This window comes from Dyella sp., from assembly GCF_051962475.1.
Taxonomy (GTDB): Bacteria; Pseudomonadota; Gammaproteobacteria; order Xanthomonadales; family Rhodanobacteraceae; genus Dyella_A.
Genome location: NZ_JBQCCF010000054.1, coordinates 18,295 through 37,637, shown reverse-complemented (window position 1 = coordinate 37,637; position 19,343 = coordinate 18,295). Strand labels below are relative to the sequence as shown.

The following is a 19,343-nucleotide window of genomic DNA, read 5'->3' as shown; positions in this document are numbered from 1 at the left end:
GGGCATGGGCCGGGCGATCAGCCCTTGAGGCAGGTGCTCATGAAAGCCTTGCGCGCATCACCCTTGAGCGACTGCTTGCCGGCCTCGGCGTTGCATTTCTTCATCTTCTCCTGCGGGGTCATCTTCGCCGGTGCGGCGGCCGAACCCTTCAGGCAGGTGCTCATGAAGGCCTTGCGCTCGTCGCCCTTCTTGCCGCTGGCCTGCTTGCTGCAGTCGGACATCCGCTGTTGCGAGGTGCTGAGCGGCTTGTTGGCGGGTGCTGCGAACGCGGCGGTGGCGGCGAGGGTGAGGCTGGCGACGAACAACACACGGAACGAATGCGACATGGCGTGATCCTCCCGAAGTCACCGGCGGGCGCCGGCAGCGCAGTCTGGCGCGGACGCGTTGTAATTTCTTGCGGCCGCCTCCGCAGCGGCATCGGACTGCGTTGCCAGCGGCGCGCACATCGCCGATGCTAGACCGGCACCGGCCGTCGAGCGGCCTAGGGGGAAGTGCATGATCGAGGATGCGGTCGACGCGACCCACAGCCCGCTTGCCCGCGTTCAGCCCTTGCGCAAGCGTCAGGTCGCCGCCGTGGCGGTCGGTAACGCCATCGAGTTCTACGACTTCGTCACTTACGCGTTCTTCGCGGTGCAGATCGGACGCACCTATTTTCCTTCCGACGAGCCGGGCGCCAGCCTGCTGGCTTCGCTGGCCACCTTCGGCGCCGGTTTCCTGACCCGTCCGCTGGGCGCCTGGGCGATCGGCCGCATGGGCGACCGACGTGGCCGCAAGCCGGCCATGCTGTTGTCGTTCGCGCTGATCGGTGTGGCGGTGATCGGCCTTCCGCTGGTGCCGTCTTACGCCTCGATCGGCGTGGCCGCGCCGGTGTTGGTGGTGTTGTTTCGCCTACTGCAGGGCTTCGCCCTGGGCGGCGAAGTGGGGCCGAGCACCGCGTTCCTGATGGAAGCCGCACCCGTGCATCGCCGTGGCCTGTACATCTCCATGCAGGCGATGGGGGCGGATGCCGCGGTGCTGACGGCCGGACTGGTCGGCGTGGGCCTGGCACACGTGCTCAGCCCGGCCGAGCTGGAGGCGTGGGGCTGGCGCGTGGCGCTGGGCTTGGGCGCCGTGATCGTGCCGTTTGGGCTGGTGTTGCGCCGCACCCTGGTGGAGACCTTCGAGCCAGCGTTGGCGCTGCCGCCGCGCACCGGCGACTCGGGTCACCTGCGGGTGGCCCTGCTCGGCCTGGCGATGCTCGCCGCGGCGACCACCAGTGCCTACGCGCTCGAGTACATGACCACCTACGCCAACACCACGCTCGGTCTGCCCGAGCGCGTGGCGCTCGGTGCCACGGCGTTGATCGGCCTGTGCGGCCTGGTGTGCGACCCGCTCAGTGGCTGGCTGTCCGATCGCATCGGCCGCAAGCCGGTGATGCTGGTGCCCTGGCTGGTACTGCTGGTGGCGATCCTGCCGGCGTTCTGGCTGCTCGAGCGCGAGCGCAGCGCCACGGTGCTGTACCTGATGACCGCCGTGCTGGCCGCCGCCTCCACGCTGTCCACCGGCACCGTGCTGGTGGCGGTGACCGAGTCGCTGCCGGCGCACGTACGCTCCGGCGCGCTGGCCATGGTCTATGCGCTGGCCATTTCGGTGTTCGGCGGCTCCACCCAGTTCGCGGTGGCATGGCTGACGCGTCTTACCGGCAACCCGCTGGCGCCGGCCTGGTACATGATCGGCGCCGTGCTGGTAGGCCTGCTGGCGGTAAGCCTGTTGCCGGAGTCGGCGCCGGTGCGACTGGCGCAGCGGCGGCCCGGCCGCGCGCCGTTGACCGCTCCGGAATAAACAAAGGGCGCGCCGGTGAAGGCGCGCCCTTTGTGTTCCGCCTTGCGCAAAAGCGGCTTACGCGGCCTCGGCCTGCGCGCGCTTGGGGCCGTGCAGCAGCGCGTGCTTCACGTGCGCGATCACCAGGTCCACCTCAGCGCTGGTGCAGTTGAAGTGCGGCGTGAAGCGCAGCGAGTTGGCGCCGCCGTGGATCACGCCGATGCCGTGCTCGCGCATATACTCCTCGGTGGAGTTGTCGCCGTAGCACTTGAACTGCGGGGCCAGCTCGCAGGAGAACAGCAAGCCGGTGCCCTGCACCTTGGTGATCAGGCCGCCGAGCTCGTCCTTCAGCGCGTTGAGCTTGGCGACGAACTCCTGGCCGCGCGCGCGGATGTTCTCGCGCACCGCATCGCTGAGCTGGCCCAGCGTGGCGCAGGCCACGTCGAGCGCGCGCGGGTTGGCGGTCATGGTGTTGCCGTAGATGCCCTTGCGGTACATGCCGGCCGTGCGCTCGTTCACCACCAGCACCGACATCGGGTACTGGCCGGCGTTGAGCGCCTTGGAGTAGGTCTCCATGTCCGGCGCCTCGAGCTTCTCGAAGCCGGGGTAGTCGACGATCGACAGCACGCCGTGCGCACGCAGGCCGGCCTGAATCGAATCGACCAGCAGCAGCGTGCCGTGCGCCTTGGTCAGCTCGCGCGCGGCGGCGTAGAACTCCGGCGTCACCGCGCGGCCAGGGTCGCCTTCGCCCATCACCGGCTCCAGGAACATCGCCTCGATGAACCAGCCGTGCTTGTCGGCGTCGGCGAAGGCGGCCTTGAGCTGCTCGACGTCATACGGCGCGACGGTGATGAGGCTCTCTTCGTGGCGGTAGCTGGCCAGGTACTGGCTGTAGGTCTTGCGCGAGGAGTCCGAGTACAGCGCCGGCTTGTCGGTGCGGCCGTGGAAGGCTCCCTTCACTGCCAGTCGCTTGATCGTGCGGCCCTCGTGGCGTCCGCCCGCGTCGGTCATCGTCTTGGCGTTGACGTCGGCAATGCGGCAGGCCAGGCCGACGGCCTCGGAGCCGGAGTTCAGGCACAGGAAGCGGGCGAATGGGAAGCCGCCACGGCGGTGACCGATCTCGCTGCGCAGCGCCTCGTTCATGCGCAACTGCGCCACGCTCGGGGTCATCACGTTGGCCATCACCTGCGGACGGCTCATCGCTTCCAGCACGACCGGGTCGTTGTGGCCGAAGCCGAGCATGCCGTAGCCGCCGTTGTCGTGGACCACCGCTCCCTTCAGCGTGACCACCCACGGACCGCGCGCGGCGGCCGGCAGGTACGGGTTGATCGCGTCATCCGGATAGAAGTTGACGTAGCCGGCCTGCGCGCGGGCCAGCTGCTCGGCCTCGTCGAGCTTCAGGAAGTCGGCCAGGTCCGCGCGCAGCTCGCGATGGCGCGCCACCGCCTCGGTCACCGCCTGTCCCAGCATCGGATCCAGCGCAGCCATGCGCTCGATGCTGGCGTCGTCCAGGCCGGTGGTCCGCGGCTTGCCGCCGAATTCGCGCAGTTCGCGCAGCTGTTCAATGACGTGCATAACGCTCCTCCTCAACTTCCGCCGGCGCCTCGCTCCGAACGCAAAGCAGGCCGGCGGATTCGTGATGTGGGGCGGGAACGCCGCACCGCATCCGGAGCGCTTTCCCGCAGGCCCTTCGGGCCGTCTGATGCACCGCCGCATAAGGGCTGGCGGGCTTCAGGCATCCGCCGAGGATACCGCGAGGGCGCCTTGGCCGGTACCCCGCATGACGCCTGTCAGGCGCGATGCGTGATGCCCGCGAGTGGTCGCAAACCCTTGTGCGGCCTAAGGTTGCGCCATGCCGAGGAGACCTGCATGAACACCCTGGATACCCCGCCCGTCGCCGCGCTCGCCGGCGTCACCCTGCGCTACGGTGCAGTCACCGCGCTGGACCGGCTCGACCTGGCCGTGCGCCCCGGCGAGCTGCTGGCCCTGCTCGGCCCCAACGGTGCCGGCAAGAGCACCAGCGTGGCCGCCTTGCTCGGCCTGGTACGGCCGCAGGCCGGCCAGGCCATGCTGTTCGGCGCCGACCCGCAGCGGGTGGAGGCGCGCCGGCGCATCGGCGTGATGCTGCAGTCGGCGGTGCTGCCGGCCACGCTCACCGTGGCCGAGCTGCTGCGGCTCACCGCCAGCTATTACCCCGAGCCGCGCGCGCTGGACGAAAGCGCCGCCCTGGCGGACGTGACCGACCTGCTCAAGCGCCCCTACGGCAAGCTCTCCGGAGGGCAGCAGCGCCGCGTGCAGTTCGCCCTGGCGCTGTGCGGACGGCCGGAACTGCTGTTTTTGGACGAGCCCACTGTCGGCATGGACATCGACGCGCGCGAACGGCTATGGGCCACGATGCGCACGGTGGTGGCGCAGGGATGCGCCGTGGTGCTCACCACGCATTACCTGGAAGAGGCCGAGGCGCTGGCCCAGCGCGTGGTGGTGATCGATCGCGGCCGCGTGCTCACCGAGGGCAGCGTCGACGACCTGCGCGCCAGCGTCGCGCTCACCCGCATCCGCTGCATCAGCGACCTGGACGAGATGGCCATCGCCCGCTGGAGCGGCGTGGCCGGGGCGTCGCGGGAGGGCGGTCGGCTGATCGTCACTACCGCCGCCGCCGAGCCGGTGGTGCGCCGCCTGCTGGACGCGGACAGCGCCCTGTCTGAACTGGAGGTACGCCGCGCCGGCCTGGCCGAGGCGTTCAGCGCACTGACCCGCCCCGACATCGCCACCCAGGAAGCCGCCTGATGAACACCGTTGCCGCCGTCCTGCCGATGCCGCCGCGCCGCGTGCTCGGCGCCTATCTCGAAGAAGCTCGCAGCGAGTGCCTGCGCTACCTGCGCGCGCCCTCGTTCATCCTGCCGGTGACGCTGTTCTCCACCGTGTTCTACCTGATGTTCGGCGTGCTGCTGAACCACGCCGGCAGCGACGCCTCGCGCTATCTGCTGGCCAGCTACACCACGTTCGGGGTGATCGGGCCGGGCCTGTTCGGCTTCGGCGCATCGCTGGCGATCGAGCGCGATGGTGGCCTGCTCACCCTCAAGCGGGCTCTGCCGATGCCGCCGGGCGCCTATCTGTTGGGCAAGATGGTGATGGCGATGATCGTGGCCAGCCTGGTGGTAGTGCTGCTGCTCACGCTCGGCCTCACGCTGGGCGGCGTGACGCTGGCACCATTGCGCCTTCTCGCCATGCTGGCGGCCGGTGCGTTCGGCGTGCTGCCGTTCTGCGCGCTGGGCATGTTCGTCGGCACCTTGATCAAGGGGCAGGGCGCGCCGGGCCTGCTCAACCTGGTCTATCTGCCGATGGCGTTCCTGCCCGGCCTGTGGCTGCCGCTGTCGATGCTGCCGAAGTTCCTGCAGTCGCTGGCGCCGCTGTGGCCCAGCTACCACCTCAACCAGCTCACGCTGGCGGCGGTGGGCATGGGCTCAGGCCCGTTGCTGGTCCACGTGCTGGCGCTGGCCGGGTATGCGGTGGTGTTTCTGGCGCTGGCGACGCGGCGGCTGCGGCGGTTAGGCTGATGCCTTCGCCGACTGCCTGCCGCGTCACGGGGATCGAACCATGCGCCTTCTGAGCCTGCCTGCGTGGATGCGCCCGGCACCCGACTCGCTGGTGGCGCGCAGCGTGGCCAAGGGCAAGTCGCCGTGGGTGGATGCGGTGCACCTGCTGTGGACGGCCTGGCTGTTCATCACGCCGGTGTTCGACCGCGACTCCTGGAACCTGCGCTGGATCACGCTGACGCTGGCGTCCTATCCGCTGTTCCTGTGGCTGTACGCCATGTCTTGCCTGGCCTCGCGGCGCGCATCGCCGATCTATGCCGTGGGCATGGTGGTGCTGTGCATGAGCCTGCTGCCGTGGTACCCCAGCGGCCTGACCTATTTCGTGTTCGGCTGCGTGATGCTGCGCGTGTGCTCCATGACCATGCGCGGTTACCTGCTGACCCTGTTGGGTCTCAATATCGCCCTGCTCAGCGAGGCCTGGCTGCTGCACTACCCGTGGCAGGCCACGTTTTCGATCCCCATCGTCACCTTCATCATCGGCGTGATCGTCAATGCCGAACGCACCAGCGAAGAAAAGGACGCCGAGCTGCGCCTGTCGCACGACGAAGTGCGCCGGCTGGCCGCCACCGCTGAACGCGAGCGGATCGGGCGCGACCTGCACGACCTGCTCGGCCACACGCTCTCGCTGATCACGCTGAAACTGGAGCTGTCGCGCAAGCTGTTCGACCGCGACAGCGAGGCGGCCCGGCGCGAGATGAGCGAGGCCGAAAGCGTGGCGCGCCATGCGCTGGCCGAGGTGCGTGCGGCGGTCACCGGCATCCGCGCCACCGATCTGGCCGCGGAGCTCGCTTCGGCCCGTCTGTTGCTCGGCGCCTCGGGCGTGCACCTGGACTACCAGCTGCCCGTGCTGCACTTGCCCGAGCACATCGAGCGCGGCTTGGCGCTGGTGATCCGCGAGGCCTCCACCAACATCGTGCGCCACGCCCGTGCCACCGAGGTGAAGATCGCGCTCTCCCCCGAGGGCGCCGAGGTGTTGCTGCAGATCGGTGACAACGGTCGCGGTGGCCTGGTGCTCGAAGGTAACGGCCTGGCCGGTATGCGCGAGCGCGTGCGTGGCATCGGCGGCGTGCTGCAGATCGAGTCGCCGGCCGGGCGCGGCACCTGCCTGCGCGTGCGCGTGCCGGTTCCCCCGGCGATGTTGGTAACGCACGCGGCCCTGCGCGAAAGCATGCGGGCGGATGCGCCGCGCGACGACGTCGATCGGAGCGCCGCGTGAGCAGCGCCGGCCGCCGGCAGGGCCGCCTGGAGGCGCGCTTCCACGCGCTGTTCCGGCCGCACCCGGAGTCGCTGCTCGGCCAGCTGCGCTCGCCCACCTACCTGCGCTGGCAGGCCGGGTTGCAGCTGTTCTCGTTCATCGCGGTGATCATGCTGCCGCTGCAGAAGGGCTTCAGCTGGCACTGGATGGGGCCGACCCTGCTGTCGCTGGTGCTCTACCTGTTCTTCTACATCCGCATGTACATCATGCCGGTGCGGCAGATGGTAGCGAACGCCGCCGGGCTGATCGTCATCGGCCTGCTGCTGTGGCCGCTCAACAGCGCCGCCTTCATCTATCTGATGATCGCCAGCATCAACCTGGCGCTGCACCCGTCCTGGCGGGTGTGGCTGCGCACCGTGGCCGTGGCCTGGGTGCTCTCGGTGCCGGTGGTGATGGCCATACATGCGCCCAAGAGCCTGCTGCTGGTGGTGCCGCTGACCGCGCTGTTCGGCGGCTTCAGCAACCTCATCTACATGCGTGGCGTGCGTCGCGACGCCGAGCTGCGGCTGTCGCAGGAAGAGGTGCGCAGGCTCGCCACGTTGGCCGAGCGCGAGCGCATCGGCCGCGACCTGCACGATCTGCTCGGCCACACGCTGTCGCTGGTAGCGCTCAAGTCCGAGCTGGCGCGCAAGCTGGCCTTGCGCGATCCGGGCCTGGCCCAGCGCGAAATGGAAGAGGTGGAGCGCGTGGCGCGCCACGCATTGGGCGAAGTGCGCGCGGCAGTCACCGGCATGCGCCGCAGCGACCTTGCCGCCGAACTGCTCTCGGCGCGGCTGATGCTGGAGGCCTCCGGCATCGTGTTCGCCTGCGACGGCTGCGAATCGCTGGATCTTCCGCACGCCATCGAGGCCCCGCTGGCGCTGGTGTTGCGCGAGGCGGTCACCAATATTCATCGGCATGCGCGCGCCACCGAGGCGCGCATCGACATTTCCAACGCGCAGGGCGAACTCAGAATGCGGATCAGCGACAACGGATGCGGCGGACTGGCCGCGCACGGCAACGGCGTCAGCGGCATGCGCGAACGCGTGCGCGCCTTGGGCGGCACGCTGACGATCGACTCGCCGCCGCGCAAAGGCACCGTGCTGGAACTGCGCGTGCCGGTGGCCGCGGCTGCCGCCGCACCGCTGCATGCCGTCGGGAGTGCCGCATGATCCGCGTGCTGCTGGCCGAAGACCAGGCGATGGTGCGCGGCGCGCTGTCCGCGTTGCTAAACCTGGAAAGCGACATCGAAGTGCTCGGCAGTGCCGCCGACGGCGAGGCGGCCTGGCGCGAGATCCAGCGCCTGAAGCCCGACGTGCTGGTCACCGACATCGAGATGCCCGGCCTCACCGGGTTGGAACTGGCCCAGCGCATCCAACGCCAGGAGCTGCCGATCAAGGTGATCATCGTCACCACCTTCGCGCGTCCCGGCTTCCTGCGCCGCGCATTGGAGGCCGGCGTGTCCGGCTATCTGCTCAAGGATGCGCCGGCGGAGAACCTCGCCGAAGCGCTGCGCATGGTTCACCGCGGCGGCCGCTCGATCGACCCGCAACTGGCGCTGGACGCATGGTCCGAAGCCGATCCGCTCAACGACCGCGAGCGCCAGGTGCTGCGTCTGGCCGGCGAAGGCCAGAGCGCCAGCGACATCGCCACCCAGCTCAGCCTGTCGCACGGCACCGTGCGCAACTACCTGTCCGAGGCGATCGGCAAACTCGGCGTGGCCAACCGCATCGAGGCCTATCGACTGGCGCGGCAGAAGGGCTGGCTGTAGAGCCCTTCCGGCGATCGCGCGCCCGCTTTGCGAGAGAGCGGTGCGCGCGATGACGCCGCAGCGCCGCGCCGCGCCGGGCAAGGCCTGCGGCCCAAATCGGCGATAATTGCCGATCCCCCGTAGCCAGTCGCCGCCCGTGAAGAAGACCGATTTCGACTTCGACCTCCCGTCCGAGCTGATCGCCCAGGCGCCGCTGCCGGAGCGTTCAGCCAGCCGGCTGCTGCATCTGGATGCCGCCGCCTGCACGCTCGACGATCGCATGTTCCGCGAGTTGCCCGACTTCCTGCGCCCTGGCGATCTGCTGGTGTTCAACGACACCCGCGTGCTGCCGGCGCGGCTGTACGGGCGCAAGGACACCGGCGGCGCGGTGGAGATCCTGATCGAGCGGGTCACCGGTGCGCATGAGGCGGTGGTGCAGCTGGGCGTGAGCAAGAAGCCGAAGGAGGGCGGCCGGATCGAGCTGGCCGATGGCAGCCATGCGACAGTGCTGGGGCGGGACGAAGGCTTCTTCCGCCTGCGCTTCGAGTCGCCCGAGCCGCTGGAGAAGCTGCTGCTGAAACTCGGCGAGATGCCGCTGCCGCCCTACATCGAGCGCGGTGCGGACGCCAGCGACCTGGAGCGCTACCAAACCGTCTACGCGCGCGAGCCGGGCGCGGTGGCCGCGCCTACCGCCGGCCTGCATTTCGACGAGCCGCTGCTCGAACGCCTGCGCGCGATGGGCGTGCAGTTCGGCTACGTCACCCTCCACGTGGGGGCCGGCACCTTCCAGCCGGTGCGCGCGGACAACATCGCCGACCATCACATGCACCGCGAGTGGCTCAACGTGGGCGCGCGCCTGGTGGAACAGATCCGCCACACCCGCGCCGCCGGTGGCCGGGTGATCGCGGTGGGTACCACCGTGGTGCGCGCGTTGGAGAGTGCCACCGTCGACGGCGTGCTGCGCCCGTTCGCCGGCGAGACGCAGATCTTCATCTTCCCCGGCTACCGCTTCTCCAGCATCGACGGGCTGATCACCAACTTTCACCTGCCGCAGTCCACGCTGCTGATGCTGGTGTCGGCGCTGGCCGGGCGCGAGTTCATGCTCGAGGCCTATCGCCACGCGGTGGCGCAGCGCTACCGGTTCTTCTCCTACGGCGACGCGATGCTGATCCTGCCGCCAGCGCCCTGATCGGCCCGACGCCCGTAGGAGCGCACCCGGTGCGCGACCGCCTTGCGGGTCCCTTGAGGTCGTCCACAGGGTGGAATCCTACAGGTCCTAGGTTGGGAGCGCACATCGTGATCGAGAGCGGGGCCGTAAGTCCCCTGCGCCCCCGCCACTCGCTCCGGTGGTCTGCGGCTGCCCGTCGCCGGGTGCTTGCCCCTGCCGCGAAATCGACGCGTGGCGATTCCGACGCGCGTCAAGAAACTGCCGCCTGGGCGTGGCGGCATCCGCCCCGTACCGCATGGCGGCGCGCTTTGCCTGCCGTGGCATGGCGCTTGCTATCGACCCCTCAGTCCAACCCGCGATGGCGGGGACAGGTCACGCCTGCACACTGATTTGAGGGTTCCATGGAAAACGTCGAACAGGATTCGATCGAGATCGTCCCGCCCAAGCCCAAGCGTGGTCGGCTGATCGCGATCATCGCCGTGCTGCTGCTGTTGGGCGGCGGCGCCGGTGCCTATCTCGCCCTGGGCGGGCGTCATGCAGGGGCCGACAAGGCCGCCGAAGCGGCGCCGGAGAAGAAACCCGAGCTCTACCTGCCGCTCGATCCGGCCTTCGTGGTGAATTTCCGCGACGACCAGGCCGTGCGCTACCTGCAGGTGGGCGTGAGCCTGATGAGCCATGACCAGAGCGAGCTCGACGCCGCCAAGGAAGCCCAGCCGGTCATCCGCAACGAGCTGCTGATGCTCTTCAGCGGGCAGAACTACGAAAACCTGATCGACGCCGCCGGCAAGCAGAAGCTGCAGGCGCAGGCACTGGCGGCGGTGCAGAAGATCATCAGCGCACGCACCGGCAAGCCCGGCATCGACGCGCTGTACTTCACCAGCTTCGTGATGCAGTGACGAGCGGAGAACCGCGATGAGCGACCTGCTTTCCCAGGACGAAATCGACGCGCTGCTGGACGGCGTCGAAGGCGGCGCTGTGGAGACCGGCGGCGACGAGCCGCTCGATCCCAATGCCGTCATCCAATACGACTTCACCCAGCAGGACCGCATCGTGCGCGGCCGCCTGCCGACGCTGGAGATGGTCAACGACCGCTTCGCGCGTTACTTCCGCACCGGTGTTTTCAGCGTGCTGCGCAAGACCTGCGAGGTGTCGGTGCTGGGCGTGCGCATGGTCAAGTTCGCCGAGTACGTGCACGGCCTGGCGGTGCCCAGCAACCTCAACCTGGTGCGCATCAAGCCACTGCGCGGCACCGCCCTGGTGGTGATGGAGCCGCGCCTGGTGTTCACCGTGATCGACAACTTCTTCGGCGGCGACGGCCGTTACCACGCACGCATCGAGGGGCGCGACTTCACCGCCACCGAGAACCGCGTCATCCAGATCATGCTGGTGGAGCTGTTCGCCGCCATGGTCGAGGCGTGGGCGCCGGTGCTGCCGCTGGAGTTCGAATACCTCAACTCGGAAATCAATCCGCAGTTCGCCAACATCGTCAGCCCCACCGAGACGGTGGTGGTGTCGCGCTTTCACGTTGAGCTGGACGGCGGTGGCGGCGAGATCCACCTCACCTTGCCGTACGCCATGGTCGAGCCGATCCGCACCCTGCTCGACGCGGGCGTGCAGAGCGACCGCGTCGACCGCGACGATCGCTGGAGCGAGACCCTGCACGAAGAGATCCTCGACGCCGACGTGGAACTCAGCACCCTGCTGCTGGAAACCGAGATCAGCATCGGCGACTTCCTGCAGTTGCGACCCGGCGACGTGATCCCGGTGCAGCTGCCCGAGTTCACCACCGTATTCGCCGAAGACGTGCCGATTTTCCGCGGCCGCTACGGCCAGGCCAACGGCCACAAGGCCGTGCGATTCCAAGCCCAGGCGGGCCGCCGCGAGGTGCGCCTGCACAGCGACTTTTCCATGGAGCAGATCCCGTCATGAGCAGCACACCTGAAGCCGCGCAGGCCACCGCCGAGCGTGCCCTGCTGGACAACCTCGACGGCAAGGACGTCAACCTGGACATGATCCTGGACGTGCCGGTCACGCTGGCGATGGAGGTCGGCCGCACCCGTATCAGCATCCGCAATCTGCTGCAGCTCAACCAGGGCTCGGTGGTGGAGCTCGATCGCGCCGCCGGCGAACCGCTGGACGTGTTCGTCAACGGCACCTTGGTCGCCCACGGCGAGGTGGTGGTGATCAACGAAAAGTTCGGCATCCGCCTGACCGACGTGATCAGCCCCGCCGAGCGCGTGCGCAAGCTGCGCTGAGCCCGTCGACCATGATGCTCGCCTTGCTCGCACCCGCCGCTCAGGCCGCCGCGCCCGAGATCAACGTCGGCGCCGAACTGCTGCGCGTGGTGCTGAGCCTGGCCGGCATCATCGCGCTGATCTTCGCCGCCGGCTGGCTCAGCAAGCGCCTGCAGGCGCGCACCACGCCGGGCGGTCGCCGCATCCGCTGCGTGGAGACGCTCGCCGTGGGCGCACGCGACCGCGTGCTGCTGCTGGAAGCGAACGGCAAGCGTCTGCTGGTGGGCGCGGGGCAGGGCGGCCTGCGCACGCTGCACGTGTTCGATGGCGAGGTGGCGACAAGCGACGAGGCCGCTCCGCCGGCTGCGCCCGCGCCCGGCTTCGCCGAGCTGCTGGCCCGCTGGAAGCGCACGCCATGACGCGGCCGTCCCGTTTCGCCGTGCGCCTCGCGCTGGCGCTGGTGTGCGCACTGCTGCCGCTGATGGCTGCCGCGGCGCCGCAGTCGGCCAATGCGCCGGCGACCGCGCCTGCGCTGAGCATGCCCGCCTCGCTGCCCAGCTCCGGCGCCGGCATCCCCGTGCTCACCGTGAAGAGCGCGCCGGGCGGCGGCCAGAGCTGGACGCTGTCGCTGCAGGTGCTGGCACTGATGACCGTGCTCACGCTGCTGCCGGCAGTGTTGCTGATGATGACCTCGTTCACCCGCATCATCATCGTGCTCGGTTTCCTGCGCCAGGCGCTGGGTACGCAGTCCACGCCGCCCAACCAGGTGCTGCTGGGTCTGGCGCTGTTCCTCACCTTGTTCGTGATGTCGCCGGTGCTCAACCACGCCTACACCGACGGCGTGAAGCCGTACATGGACGGCACGCTCACCGCCGAGCAGGCGCTGCCCGCGGCCACCGCGCCGTTCAAGCGCTTCATGCTCGACCAGACCCGCGATGCGGACCTGCAGATGTTCACCCATCTGGCCAACGAGCAGCCCTACGCCAGCAAGGCCGACGTGCCGCTGCGCGTGGCGATGCCGGCGTTCGTCACCAGCGAGCTGAAGACCGCGTTCCAGATGGGCTTCCTGCTGTTCATCCCGTTCCTGATCATCGACCTGGTGGTGGCCAGCGTGCTGATGTCGATGGGCATGATGATGGTCTCGCCAATGATCATCTCGCTGCCGTTCAAGATCATGCTGTTCGTGCTGGTCGACGGCTGGACACTGCTGATCGGCACCCTGGCCGGGAGCTTCTACACATGACCCCCGCCCCCCATCGATGCCCGGTAGGAGCCCGCTCGCGGGCGACGCTCTCGCTGTCGTGCGACGCGGTCCCCAACGGCCTCACCCTCTCCCCAACCCTCTCCCCCTGCGTGGCCCGGGGAGAGCGAGCGAGGCTGCCATGACCCCCGAATCCGTCATCGAATTCGGCCAGCACGCGCTGTACATCGCCATGCTGGTCGCAGCGCCCCTGCTGCTCACCGCGTTGGCGGTGGGCCTGCTGATCGGCGTGATCCAGGCGGCCACGCAGATCAATGAAATGACGCTCAGCTTCATCCCCAAGTTGATCGCGATGGCCGCAGTGGCGCTGATCACGGGCCCATGGATGCTGCGCACGCTGGTGCGCTTCACGCACGACCTGATCACCGGCTTGCCGGGGGCGATCAAGTGACCGAGGTGGACCTGGCCCAGCTGCAGGCCTGGGTGGGTTCGCTGCTGTGGGCGATGGGCCGTGTGGGCGGCCTGGTGATGGTGGCGCCGGTGTTCGGCAACACCACCATCCCGGCGCGCATCCGCGTGGCGATCGTCATGCTGCTCACCTTCGTGCTGGCGCCGCTGTCGCCGGCCACGGTCGATCCGATGAGCGCGCAGGGTGTGGCCACCATGGTCGGCCAGGTGCTGATCGGCGCGGCGATCGGCTTCGTGCTCAAGTTGGTGTTCGAGGCGGTGGCGTTCGGCGGCCAGATGGTGTCGCAGAGCATGAGCCTGGGTTTTTCCGAGGTAGTGAACCCCGAGGGCGGCGGCAGCACGCCGGTGCTGAGCCAGCTCTACATGGTGCTGGTGACGCTGATCTTTCTGGCGATGAACGGTCACCTGCAACTGGTGGCGTTGCTGGCCGAGAGTTTTCGCACGCTGCCGCCGGGCAGCGGCGTGATCGGTCCCAACGGCATGCATGCGGTGGTGATGTTCGGCGCGCAGCTGTTCGCCGGCGCCGTGCGCGTGGCGCTGCCGGCGGTCACCTCGCTGCTGGTGGTCAACATCGGCTTCGCCGCGATCAGCCGCGCTGCGCCGTCGATGAACCTGTTCGCGGTCGGCTTTCCGATCACCGTCACCCTGGGCATCGTGGTGCTGTGGCTGTCGCTGCGCAGCCTGCCCGGGGCGTTCCAATCGCTCACCGACAGCGCCTGGTCGCTGATGCATGAGCTTGCCGGCACAGGAGGCGCGCCGTGAGTGAGGAGAGCAGCGCCGAAGACCGCACCGAACAACCTTCCGAAAAACGCCTCAAGGAAGCGCGCGAGAAAGGCGACGTCCCGCGATCGCGTGACCTCTCCGGCGCGTTGGTAGTGTTGGCCGGCGTCGCGGCGCTGATGTCCAGTGCACCGGCGGCGATGGGGCACATGCGCACGATCTACGGCCTGGGCCTGGGTTACACCCGCGAGGCGCTGTTCTCCGAAGCGCTGCCCGGTCGCGTGCTGCACATGGCAGTGAGCGAGGCGCTGGCGCTGTTCGCACCAGTGGCGATCGCCACCGTGCTGGCCACGTTGGCCGCGCCGATCCTGCTGGGTGGGCTCAATTTCAGCGCGCAGGCGCTGCAGCCGAAGTTCGAGCGGCTCGATCCGATCGCCGGGCTGGGCAAGATCTTCGCCATGCGCGGCCTGGTGGAGCTGGGCAAGGCGCTGCTCAAACTGGTGCTGATCGGTTTTGCGCTGGTGCTGCTTTTACGTCACTGGCAAGGCGAATTATTGACGACCGGTCGCGGATCCGTCGCGTTCGGCATCGCCGATTCGATCAGCCTGCTCGGCCGCGCCGCGCTCACCTTTGGCGTCATGCTGGGTCTGATCGGCGGGGTGGACGCGCTGTACCAGAAGTTCGATCACAACAAGAAACAGCGCATGACCAAGCAGGAGCTCAAGGACGAGTCCAAGGAAACCGAGGGCAACCCCGAGCTCAAGGGCCGCATCCGCCAGGTGCAGCACCAGATGGCGCGCCGCCGGATGATGCAGGACCTGCCCACCGCCGACGTGGTGGTGACCAACCCCACCCACTTTGCGGTGGCGCTGAAGTACGACGAAAACCGCTTCGGCGCGCCCCGGGTGATCGCCAAGGGCGTGGACGTGATGGCCCAGCAGATCCGCGCCGTGGCGGCCGGCCATCACATTCCGCTGGTCGAGTCGCCGCCGTTGGCACGCGCCTTGTATGCAACCACCGAGCTGGGTCGGGAAATCCCCGCGTCGCTGTATGTCGCGGTGGCGCAGATCCTGGCCTACGTGTTCCAGCTCAAGCAGGCCGGTGCCCGCGGCGACACGCCGCCGTCGCCCCCGCCGCAGCCGGAAATCGATCCGGACCTGATGGGTCCGTACAAGTTGTAGCGGTGCCGGCCACGGCGCCGCGCCATCCAAGGGATACAAGCCATGGCCGCCGTCGGAGCACTGGACAACCTCAAGCAGATCGGTCGACGCGGCATCGGCGCGCCGGTGGTGCTGCTGGCCGCGCTGGCGATGGTGATGCTGCCGCTGCCGCCGTTCCTGCTGGACATGCTCTTCAGCTTCAACATCGCGCTGTCGCTGGTGATCCTGCTGGCGGTGATCTACGTGATGCGGCCGCTGGAGTTCGCCGCGTTTCCCACCGTGGTGCTGATGGCCACCCTGCTGCGCCTGGCGCTCAACATCGCCTCCACCCGCGTGGTGCTGCTGCACGGTCACGACGGCCCGGGAGCGGCCGGCAAGGTAATCGAGGCGTTCGGCGAGTTCGTCATCGGCGGCAATTTCGCCGTCGGCCTGGTGGTGTTCGCCATCCTCACCATCATCAACTTCGTGGTGGTCACCAAGGGCGCCACGCGCGTGTCGGAAGTGACCGCGCGCTTCACGCTGGACGCGATGCCCGGCAAGCAGATGGCGATCGACGCCGACCTCAACGCCGGCCTGCTGACCCAGGAGCAGGCGCGCGAGCGCCGCCAGGAAGTGCGCGAGGAGGCGGACTTCTACGGCTCGATGGACGGTGCGTCGAAGTTCGTCCGCGGCGACGCGACGGCCGGCATCCTGATCCTCATCATCAATATCGTCGGCGGCTTCTTCGTCGGTGTGCTGCAGCACGGCCTGTCGGCATCGGAGGCCGCCAAGACCTACACCCTGCTCACCATCGGCGACGGCCTGGTGGCGCAGGTGCCCTCGCTGATGCTGTCCATCGCCGCGGCAGTGATCGTCACCCGCGTGTCCAAGGCGCAGGACATGGGCAAGCAGCTGGTGTCGCAGATCTTCGGCCAGCCGCGCGCGCTGGCCGTGGCCGGTGCGGTGCTGGGCGTGATGGGCTTGATCCCGGGCATGCCGAACATCGCCTTCCTGCTGCTTGGTTCCACCTGCGGCGGCGCCGCCTGGCTGATGATCAAGCGCGAGCGCGATGCCGCCGCACGGGTGGCGCAGAAGGCCGCCGAGGTGCCGCCGCCGGCCGCGCCCGCCGAACGCCTTGAGCTGGGCTGGGAAGACGTGGCCAGCGTCGATCCGCTGGGGCTGGAAGTGGGCTACCGGCTGATTCCGCTGGTGGACACCCACCAGGGCGGCGAGCTGATGGGGCGGATCAAGTCGGTGCGCCGCAAGCTGTCGCAGGAACTGGGCTTCCTGGTGCCGGCGGTGCACATCCGCGACAACCTGGATCTGGGCCCCAACACCTACCGCATCACCCTGATGGGCGTACCGATGGGCGAGGCCGAGGTGCATACCGATCGCCTGCTGGCGATCAACCCCGGCCACGTGCACGGCCCGGTGCCGGGCATTCCTACGCGCGATCCGGCGTTCGGGCTGGAAGCGGTGTGGATCGAGCAGGGCCAGCGCGACAACGCGCAGTCGCTGGGCTACACCGTGGTCGACCCGGCCACGGTGATCGCCACGCACCTGTCGCACATCCTGGGCAGCCATGCGCACGAGCTGCTCAGCCACCAGGACGTGCAGCAGCTGCTGGACCGTCTGGCACAGAGCGCGCCCAAGCTGGTTGAGGATCTGGTGCCCAAGCGCCTGGCGCTGGGCACCGTGGTCAAGGTGCTGCAGAACCTGCTGGCCGAGCGGGTGCCGATCCGCAACATGCGCTCCATCGTCGAATCGTTGGCGGAGCACGCCAGCCAGAGTCAGGATCCCGGCGTGCTCACCGCCGCCGTGCGCGTCACGCTGGGCCGGCAGATCGTGCAGGAGATCATCGGGCTGGGCACCGAGGTGCCCGTCATCACGCTGGCGCCGGAGCTGGAGCAGATCCTGATGAACTCGCTCACCGGCAGCGGCGGCACCGGCGCAGCGGTGGAACCGGGCCTGGCCGACCGCCTGCAGCAGGGCGTGGCCGAGGCCGCGCAGAAGCAGGAAATGAGTGGCGAACCGGCGGTATTGCTGGTGGCGCCGCAGTTGCGCACCTGGCTCGCGCGCTTCACCCGCCACGTGGCACAGAACCTGCACGTACTCGCTTACAACGAGGTGCCTGACAACCGCCGGGTGCGGCTGGTGCAGGCGCTGGGACGCTGAAGCGAGGAACGAGCGATGAGAACTGAGAAGCGAGAGTCGAGCCATACCGCGGCCACGCCACCGGCGCTGAGCTGGCACCGCGTGGCGCGGCATCCCGCCGGCATCGTGGTGTTCGCCGCCGAGGCCGTCCGCCGCACCGCACCGCGCGCCTCATCCCCGGTTTCCCGCCATTCGCTGCGGAGCAAGCACGCATGAAGATCAAACGTTTCGTCGCATCGGACATGCGTCAGGCCATGAAACTTGTGCGCGAGGAGCAGGGCCCGGATGCGGTGATCCTCTCCACCCGCCGTCTGCCCGAGGGCATCGAGATCATCGCCGCACTCGACTACGACGAGGCGCTGGTGCGCGAGGCCGCGCGCCACGGCACGCCGGTCCCCGGCAGTGACGAAGCGCCGACGCCGGCCGTCAAGGCACCGACGCCGGTGGCCGACGGCGCGCCGTCGCCGCGCCTGTGGCGCCGCCAGGCCAGCGCACCGATCGCGCCGTCGGTACCCGAGACGCCGGCTGTGGCTGCGCCCGCTGTCGCTGCGCCTGTCGAACGGCCCGTGGCCACGCGTCCGGCCCCGGCGCCGCGTGCGCCGATCGCACACGCTGCCCCGGAGGCGCACGTCGAACCGCCGGTGGCGCCGCGCGTCGCGCCGCCCGCCGCTGCCGCCATTCACCACGCGCCGCGTCCGGCCGCTCCCACCGCGTCGGTCGCTCCGGCCCAGGCCAACGCCGCGCCGGCACCCACCGCGCGGCTCGCCCCCGTGGCCAGCGCCGCCGAAGAACCCGTGCCGATGCATCCGGCGGTGGAGCGCGCCATGCAGGACACCGCGCGCATGCGTGCCGAGCTCGGCAGTCTGCGCGAGATGCTGGAGATGCAGCTGTCCAGCCTGGCCTGGAACGACATGGAGCGCCGCCACCCGCTGCGCGCCCGCGTGCTGCGCGAATTCACCCGGCTGGGCATCGACGCCGACGTCGCCCGCCAGCTCGCCGACGACCTGCCCGAGCAGATCAGCGCCGAGCAGGCACGCTACCTGCCGCTGGGCCTGCTCAGCCGCAATGTGGCCATCAGCGGCCGCGGCGACAGCGACGGCGGCATGATCGCCCTGGTCGGCCCCACCGGCGTGGGCAAGACCACGACGATCGCCAAACTCGCCGCCCGCGCCGTGGTGCGCCACGGCGCCGCCAACGTGGCGCTGGTGTCCACCGACAACTACCGCATCGGCGCCGCCGCGCAGCTGGAGCACTACGGCCGCTTGCTCGGCGTGCGCGTGTACCCGGCCGACGACGCGGCGAGCCTGCGCCAGGTGCTGGAGATGCTCAAGGGCAAGCACACCGTGCTGATCGATACCGCTGGCGTGTCCGGCACCGATCCGCGGCTGGAGCAGCAGATGGACGTGCTCAACGAAGTTGCCCACAGCGACGGCATCGCGCTGCGCATCTCGCTGGTGCTGGCCGCCAACGCGCAGGCGCAGTCGCTGGAAGAGGCGGTGCGCGCCTATATGCCGCTGGAGCCGGCGAGCGTGGTGTTCACCAAGCTCGACGAGGCGCCCAGCCTGGGCGGCGCGCTGTCGGTGCTGATCCGCCACAAGCTGCCGCTGGACTACACCACCGACGGCCAGCGCGTGCCCGAAGACCTCGCCGTGGCCGACGCCCGCGTACTGGTGTTGCGCGCCGCGCATGCGCTCAAGACCTCCGCCGCCACGGCCCCCGCGCTGGACGACAGCGCGCTGGCCGACCGCTTCGGCTTCGCGGTGGCCAGCGCATGAGCGCCGTCGCCTCGCCCGCAACGTTTTCCACCGGCACGCTGGATGAGCGCGCCTTCATCAAGAATCAGGCCTGGGGACTCAAGCAGATGGTTTCGTCGATCACC

The 19,343-nt window shown here is 69.2% G+C and carries 20 protein-coding genes; 18 read left to right on the top strand and 2 right to left on the bottom strand.

Annotation, left to right across the window (positions count from 1 at the left end; genetic code table 11):
- Window positions 1-17: 17 nt before the first annotated feature.
- The gene (locus tag ACTHJF_RS12225; protein WP_440267345.1) at window positions 18-326 is read right to left on the bottom strand and encodes a PsiF family protein; all 309 of its coding nucleotides are present in this window, start codon (window positions 324-326) and stop codon (window positions 18-20) included.
- A 169-nt stretch (window positions 327-495) separates the two neighbouring features.
- Between ACTHJF_RS12225 and ACTHJF_RS12220 the strand changes: the two genes are divergently transcribed.
- Window positions 496-1,821, top strand: a complete 1,326-nt coding sequence (locus ACTHJF_RS12220) for an MFS transporter (RefSeq protein WP_440267344.1) — start codon at window positions 496-498, stop codon at window positions 1,819-1,821.
- Window positions 1,822-1,878: 57 nt separating this feature from the next.
- Here ACTHJF_RS12220 and ACTHJF_RS12215 read toward each other — a convergent pair whose 3' ends face one another.
- Window positions 1,879-3,375 (bottom strand): aminotransferase class III-fold pyridoxal phosphate-dependent enzyme, encoded by a 1,497-nt coding sequence (locus ACTHJF_RS12215; protein ID WP_440267343.1) that lies wholly within the window; start codon window positions 3,373-3,375, stop codon window positions 1,879-1,881.
- Between the two features lie 294 nt (window positions 3,376-3,669).
- Between ACTHJF_RS12215 and ACTHJF_RS12210 the strand changes: the two genes are divergently transcribed.
- The 17 genes from ACTHJF_RS12210 (at window position 3,670) to flhF (ending at window position 19,239) form a co-directional block, all read left to right on the top strand.
- Entirely contained in the window at window positions 3,670-4,587 is a 918-nt protein-coding gene (locus tag ACTHJF_RS12210) for an ATP-binding cassette domain-containing protein (protein ID WP_440267342.1), read from the top strand.
- Window positions 4,587-5,357: an ABC transporter permease gene (locus ACTHJF_RS12205; protein ID WP_440267341.1), complete on the top strand. Its 771-nt coding sequence runs from the start codon at window positions 4,587-4,589 to the stop codon at window positions 5,355-5,357. The genes ACTHJF_RS12210 and ACTHJF_RS12205 overlap by 1 nt, the downstream gene beginning before the upstream one ends.
- Before the next feature lie 40 nt (window positions 5,358-5,397).
- The gene (locus ACTHJF_RS12200) at window positions 5,398-6,612 is read left to right on the top strand and encodes a sensor histidine kinase (RefSeq protein ID WP_440267340.1); all 1,215 of its coding nucleotides are present in this window, start codon (window positions 5,398-5,400) and stop codon (window positions 6,610-6,612) included.
- Complete coding sequence (locus ACTHJF_RS12195) at window positions 6,609-7,802, top strand: sensor histidine kinase (RefSeq protein WP_440267339.1); 1,194 nt, start codon at window positions 6,609-6,611, stop codon at window positions 7,800-7,802. The genes ACTHJF_RS12200 and ACTHJF_RS12195 overlap by 4 nt, the downstream gene beginning before the upstream one ends.
- Window positions 7,799-8,401 carry a response regulator transcription factor gene (locus ACTHJF_RS12190; RefSeq protein WP_440267338.1) on the top strand — a complete coding sequence of 201 codons (603 nt, stop codon included), beginning with the start codon at window positions 7,799-7,801 and terminating at the stop codon, window positions 8,399-8,401. Before ACTHJF_RS12195 ends, ACTHJF_RS12190 begins: the two co-directional genes overlap by 4 nt.
- Before the next feature lie 136 nt (window positions 8,402-8,537).
- Window positions 8,538-9,569 carry a tRNA preQ1(34) S-adenosylmethionine ribosyltransferase-isomerase QueA gene (gene queA / locus ACTHJF_RS12185; RefSeq protein WP_440267337.1) on the top strand — a complete coding sequence of 344 codons (1,032 nt, stop codon included), beginning with the start codon at window positions 8,538-8,540 and terminating at the stop codon, window positions 9,567-9,569.
- Window positions 9,570-9,949: 380 nt separating this feature from the next.
- Window positions 9,950-10,444: a flagellar basal body-associated FliL family protein gene (locus tag ACTHJF_RS12180; protein ID WP_440267336.1), complete on the top strand. Its 495-nt coding sequence runs from the start codon at window positions 9,950-9,952 to the stop codon at window positions 10,442-10,444.
- Between the two features lie 16 nt (window positions 10,445-10,460).
- A complete protein-coding gene (fliM, locus tag ACTHJF_RS12175) occupies window positions 10,461-11,477 on the top strand; it encodes a flagellar motor switch protein FliM (protein WP_440255379.1) in 1,017 nt (338 codons plus the stop codon).
- A complete protein-coding gene (fliN, locus tag ACTHJF_RS12170; protein WP_431634051.1) occupies window positions 11,474-11,803 on the top strand; it encodes a flagellar motor switch protein FliN in 330 nt (109 codons plus the stop codon). The genes fliM and fliN overlap by 4 nt, the downstream gene beginning before the upstream one ends.
- A 14-nt stretch (window positions 11,804-11,817) precedes the next feature.
- Window positions 11,818-12,201 (top strand): flagellar biosynthetic protein FliO, encoded by a 384-nt coding sequence (gene fliO, locus ACTHJF_RS12165; protein WP_440267354.1) that lies wholly within the window; start codon window positions 11,818-11,820, stop codon window positions 12,199-12,201.
- A 119-nt stretch (window positions 12,202-12,320) separates the two neighbouring features.
- Entirely contained in the window at window positions 12,321-13,025 is a 705-nt protein-coding gene (gene fliP, locus ACTHJF_RS12160) for a flagellar type III secretion system pore protein FliP (protein ID WP_440267353.1), read from the top strand.
- A 139-nt stretch (window positions 13,026-13,164) separates the two neighbouring features.
- Entirely contained in the window at window positions 13,165-13,434 is a 270-nt protein-coding gene (fliQ, locus tag ACTHJF_RS12155; protein ID WP_404630625.1) for a flagellar biosynthesis protein FliQ, read from the top strand.
- Complete coding sequence (fliR, locus tag ACTHJF_RS12150) at window positions 13,431-14,213, top strand: flagellar biosynthetic protein FliR (RefSeq protein WP_440267335.1); 783 nt, start codon at window positions 13,431-13,433, stop codon at window positions 14,211-14,213. Before fliQ ends, fliR begins: the two co-directional genes overlap by 4 nt.
- Window positions 14,210-15,352 (top strand): flagellar biosynthesis protein FlhB, encoded by a 1,143-nt coding sequence (flhB, locus tag ACTHJF_RS12145; RefSeq protein WP_440267334.1) that lies wholly within the window; start codon window positions 14,210-14,212, stop codon window positions 15,350-15,352. The genes fliR and flhB overlap by 4 nt, the downstream gene beginning before the upstream one ends.
- A 42-nt stretch (window positions 15,353-15,394) precedes the next feature.
- Window positions 15,395-17,485, top strand: a complete 2,091-nt coding sequence (gene flhA, locus ACTHJF_RS12140; RefSeq protein ID WP_440262675.1) for a flagellar biosynthesis protein FlhA — start codon at window positions 15,395-15,397, stop codon at window positions 17,483-17,485.
- Between the two features lie 15 nt (window positions 17,486-17,500).
- Window positions 17,501-17,680 carry a hypothetical protein gene (locus ACTHJF_RS12135; RefSeq protein WP_440267333.1) on the top strand — a complete coding sequence of 60 codons (180 nt, stop codon included), beginning with the start codon at window positions 17,501-17,503 and terminating at the stop codon, window positions 17,678-17,680.
- Window positions 17,677-19,239 carry a flagellar biosynthesis protein FlhF gene (gene flhF, locus ACTHJF_RS12130; RefSeq protein ID WP_440267332.1) on the top strand — a complete coding sequence of 521 codons (1,563 nt, stop codon included), beginning with the start codon at window positions 17,677-17,679 and terminating at the stop codon, window positions 19,237-19,239. Before ACTHJF_RS12135 ends, flhF begins: the two co-directional genes overlap by 4 nt.
- Window positions 19,240-19,343 lie beyond the last annotated feature (104 nt).

Coding starts and splice junctions, on each gene's coding strand:
- ACTHJF_RS12225 (WP_440267345.1), bottom strand. CDS start 326: ATGTCGCATTCGTTCCGTGTGTTGTTCGTCGCCAGCCTCACCCTCGCC.
- ACTHJF_RS12220 (WP_440267344.1), top strand. CDS start 496: ATGATCGAGGATGCGGTCGACGCGACCCACAGCCCGCTTGCCCGCGTT.
- ACTHJF_RS12215 (WP_440267343.1), bottom strand. CDS start 3,375: ATGCACGTCATTGAACAGCTGCGCGAACTGCGCGAATTCGGCGGCAAG.
- ACTHJF_RS12210 (WP_440267342.1), top strand. CDS start 3,670: ATGAACACCCTGGATACCCCGCCCGTCGCCGCGCTCGCCGGCGTCACC.
- ACTHJF_RS12205 (WP_440267341.1), top strand. CDS start 4,587: ATGAACACCGTTGCCGCCGTCCTGCCGATGCCGCCGCGCCGCGTGCTC.
- ACTHJF_RS12200 (WP_440267340.1), top strand. CDS start 5,398: ATGCGCCTTCTGAGCCTGCCTGCGTGGATGCGCCCGGCACCCGACTCG.
- ACTHJF_RS12190 (WP_440267338.1), top strand. CDS start 7,799: ATGATCCGCGTGCTGCTGGCCGAAGACCAGGCGATGGTGCGCGGCGCG.
- ACTHJF_RS12180 (WP_440267336.1), top strand. CDS start 9,950: ATGGAAAACGTCGAACAGGATTCGATCGAGATCGTCCCGCCCAAGCCC.
- fliM (WP_440255379.1), top strand. CDS start 10,461: ATGAGCGACCTGCTTTCCCAGGACGAAATCGACGCGCTGCTGGACGGC.
- fliN (WP_431634051.1), top strand. CDS start 11,474: ATGAGCAGCACACCTGAAGCCGCGCAGGCCACCGCCGAGCGTGCCCTG.
- fliO (WP_440267354.1), top strand. CDS start 11,818: ATGCTCGCCTTGCTCGCACCCGCCGCTCAGGCCGCCGCGCCCGAGATC.
- fliP (WP_440267353.1), top strand. CDS start 12,321: ATGCCCGCCTCGCTGCCCAGCTCCGGCGCCGGCATCCCCGTGCTCACC.
- fliQ (WP_404630625.1), top strand. CDS start 13,165: ATGACCCCCGAATCCGTCATCGAATTCGGCCAGCACGCGCTGTACATC.
- flhA (WP_440262675.1), top strand. CDS start 15,395: ATGGCCGCCGTCGGAGCACTGGACAACCTCAAGCAGATCGGTCGACGC.
- ACTHJF_RS12135 (WP_440267333.1), top strand. CDS start 17,501: ATGAGAACTGAGAAGCGAGAGTCGAGCCATACCGCGGCCACGCCACCG.
- flhF (WP_440267332.1), top strand. CDS start 17,677: ATGAAGATCAAACGTTTCGTCGCATCGGACATGCGTCAGGCCATGAAA.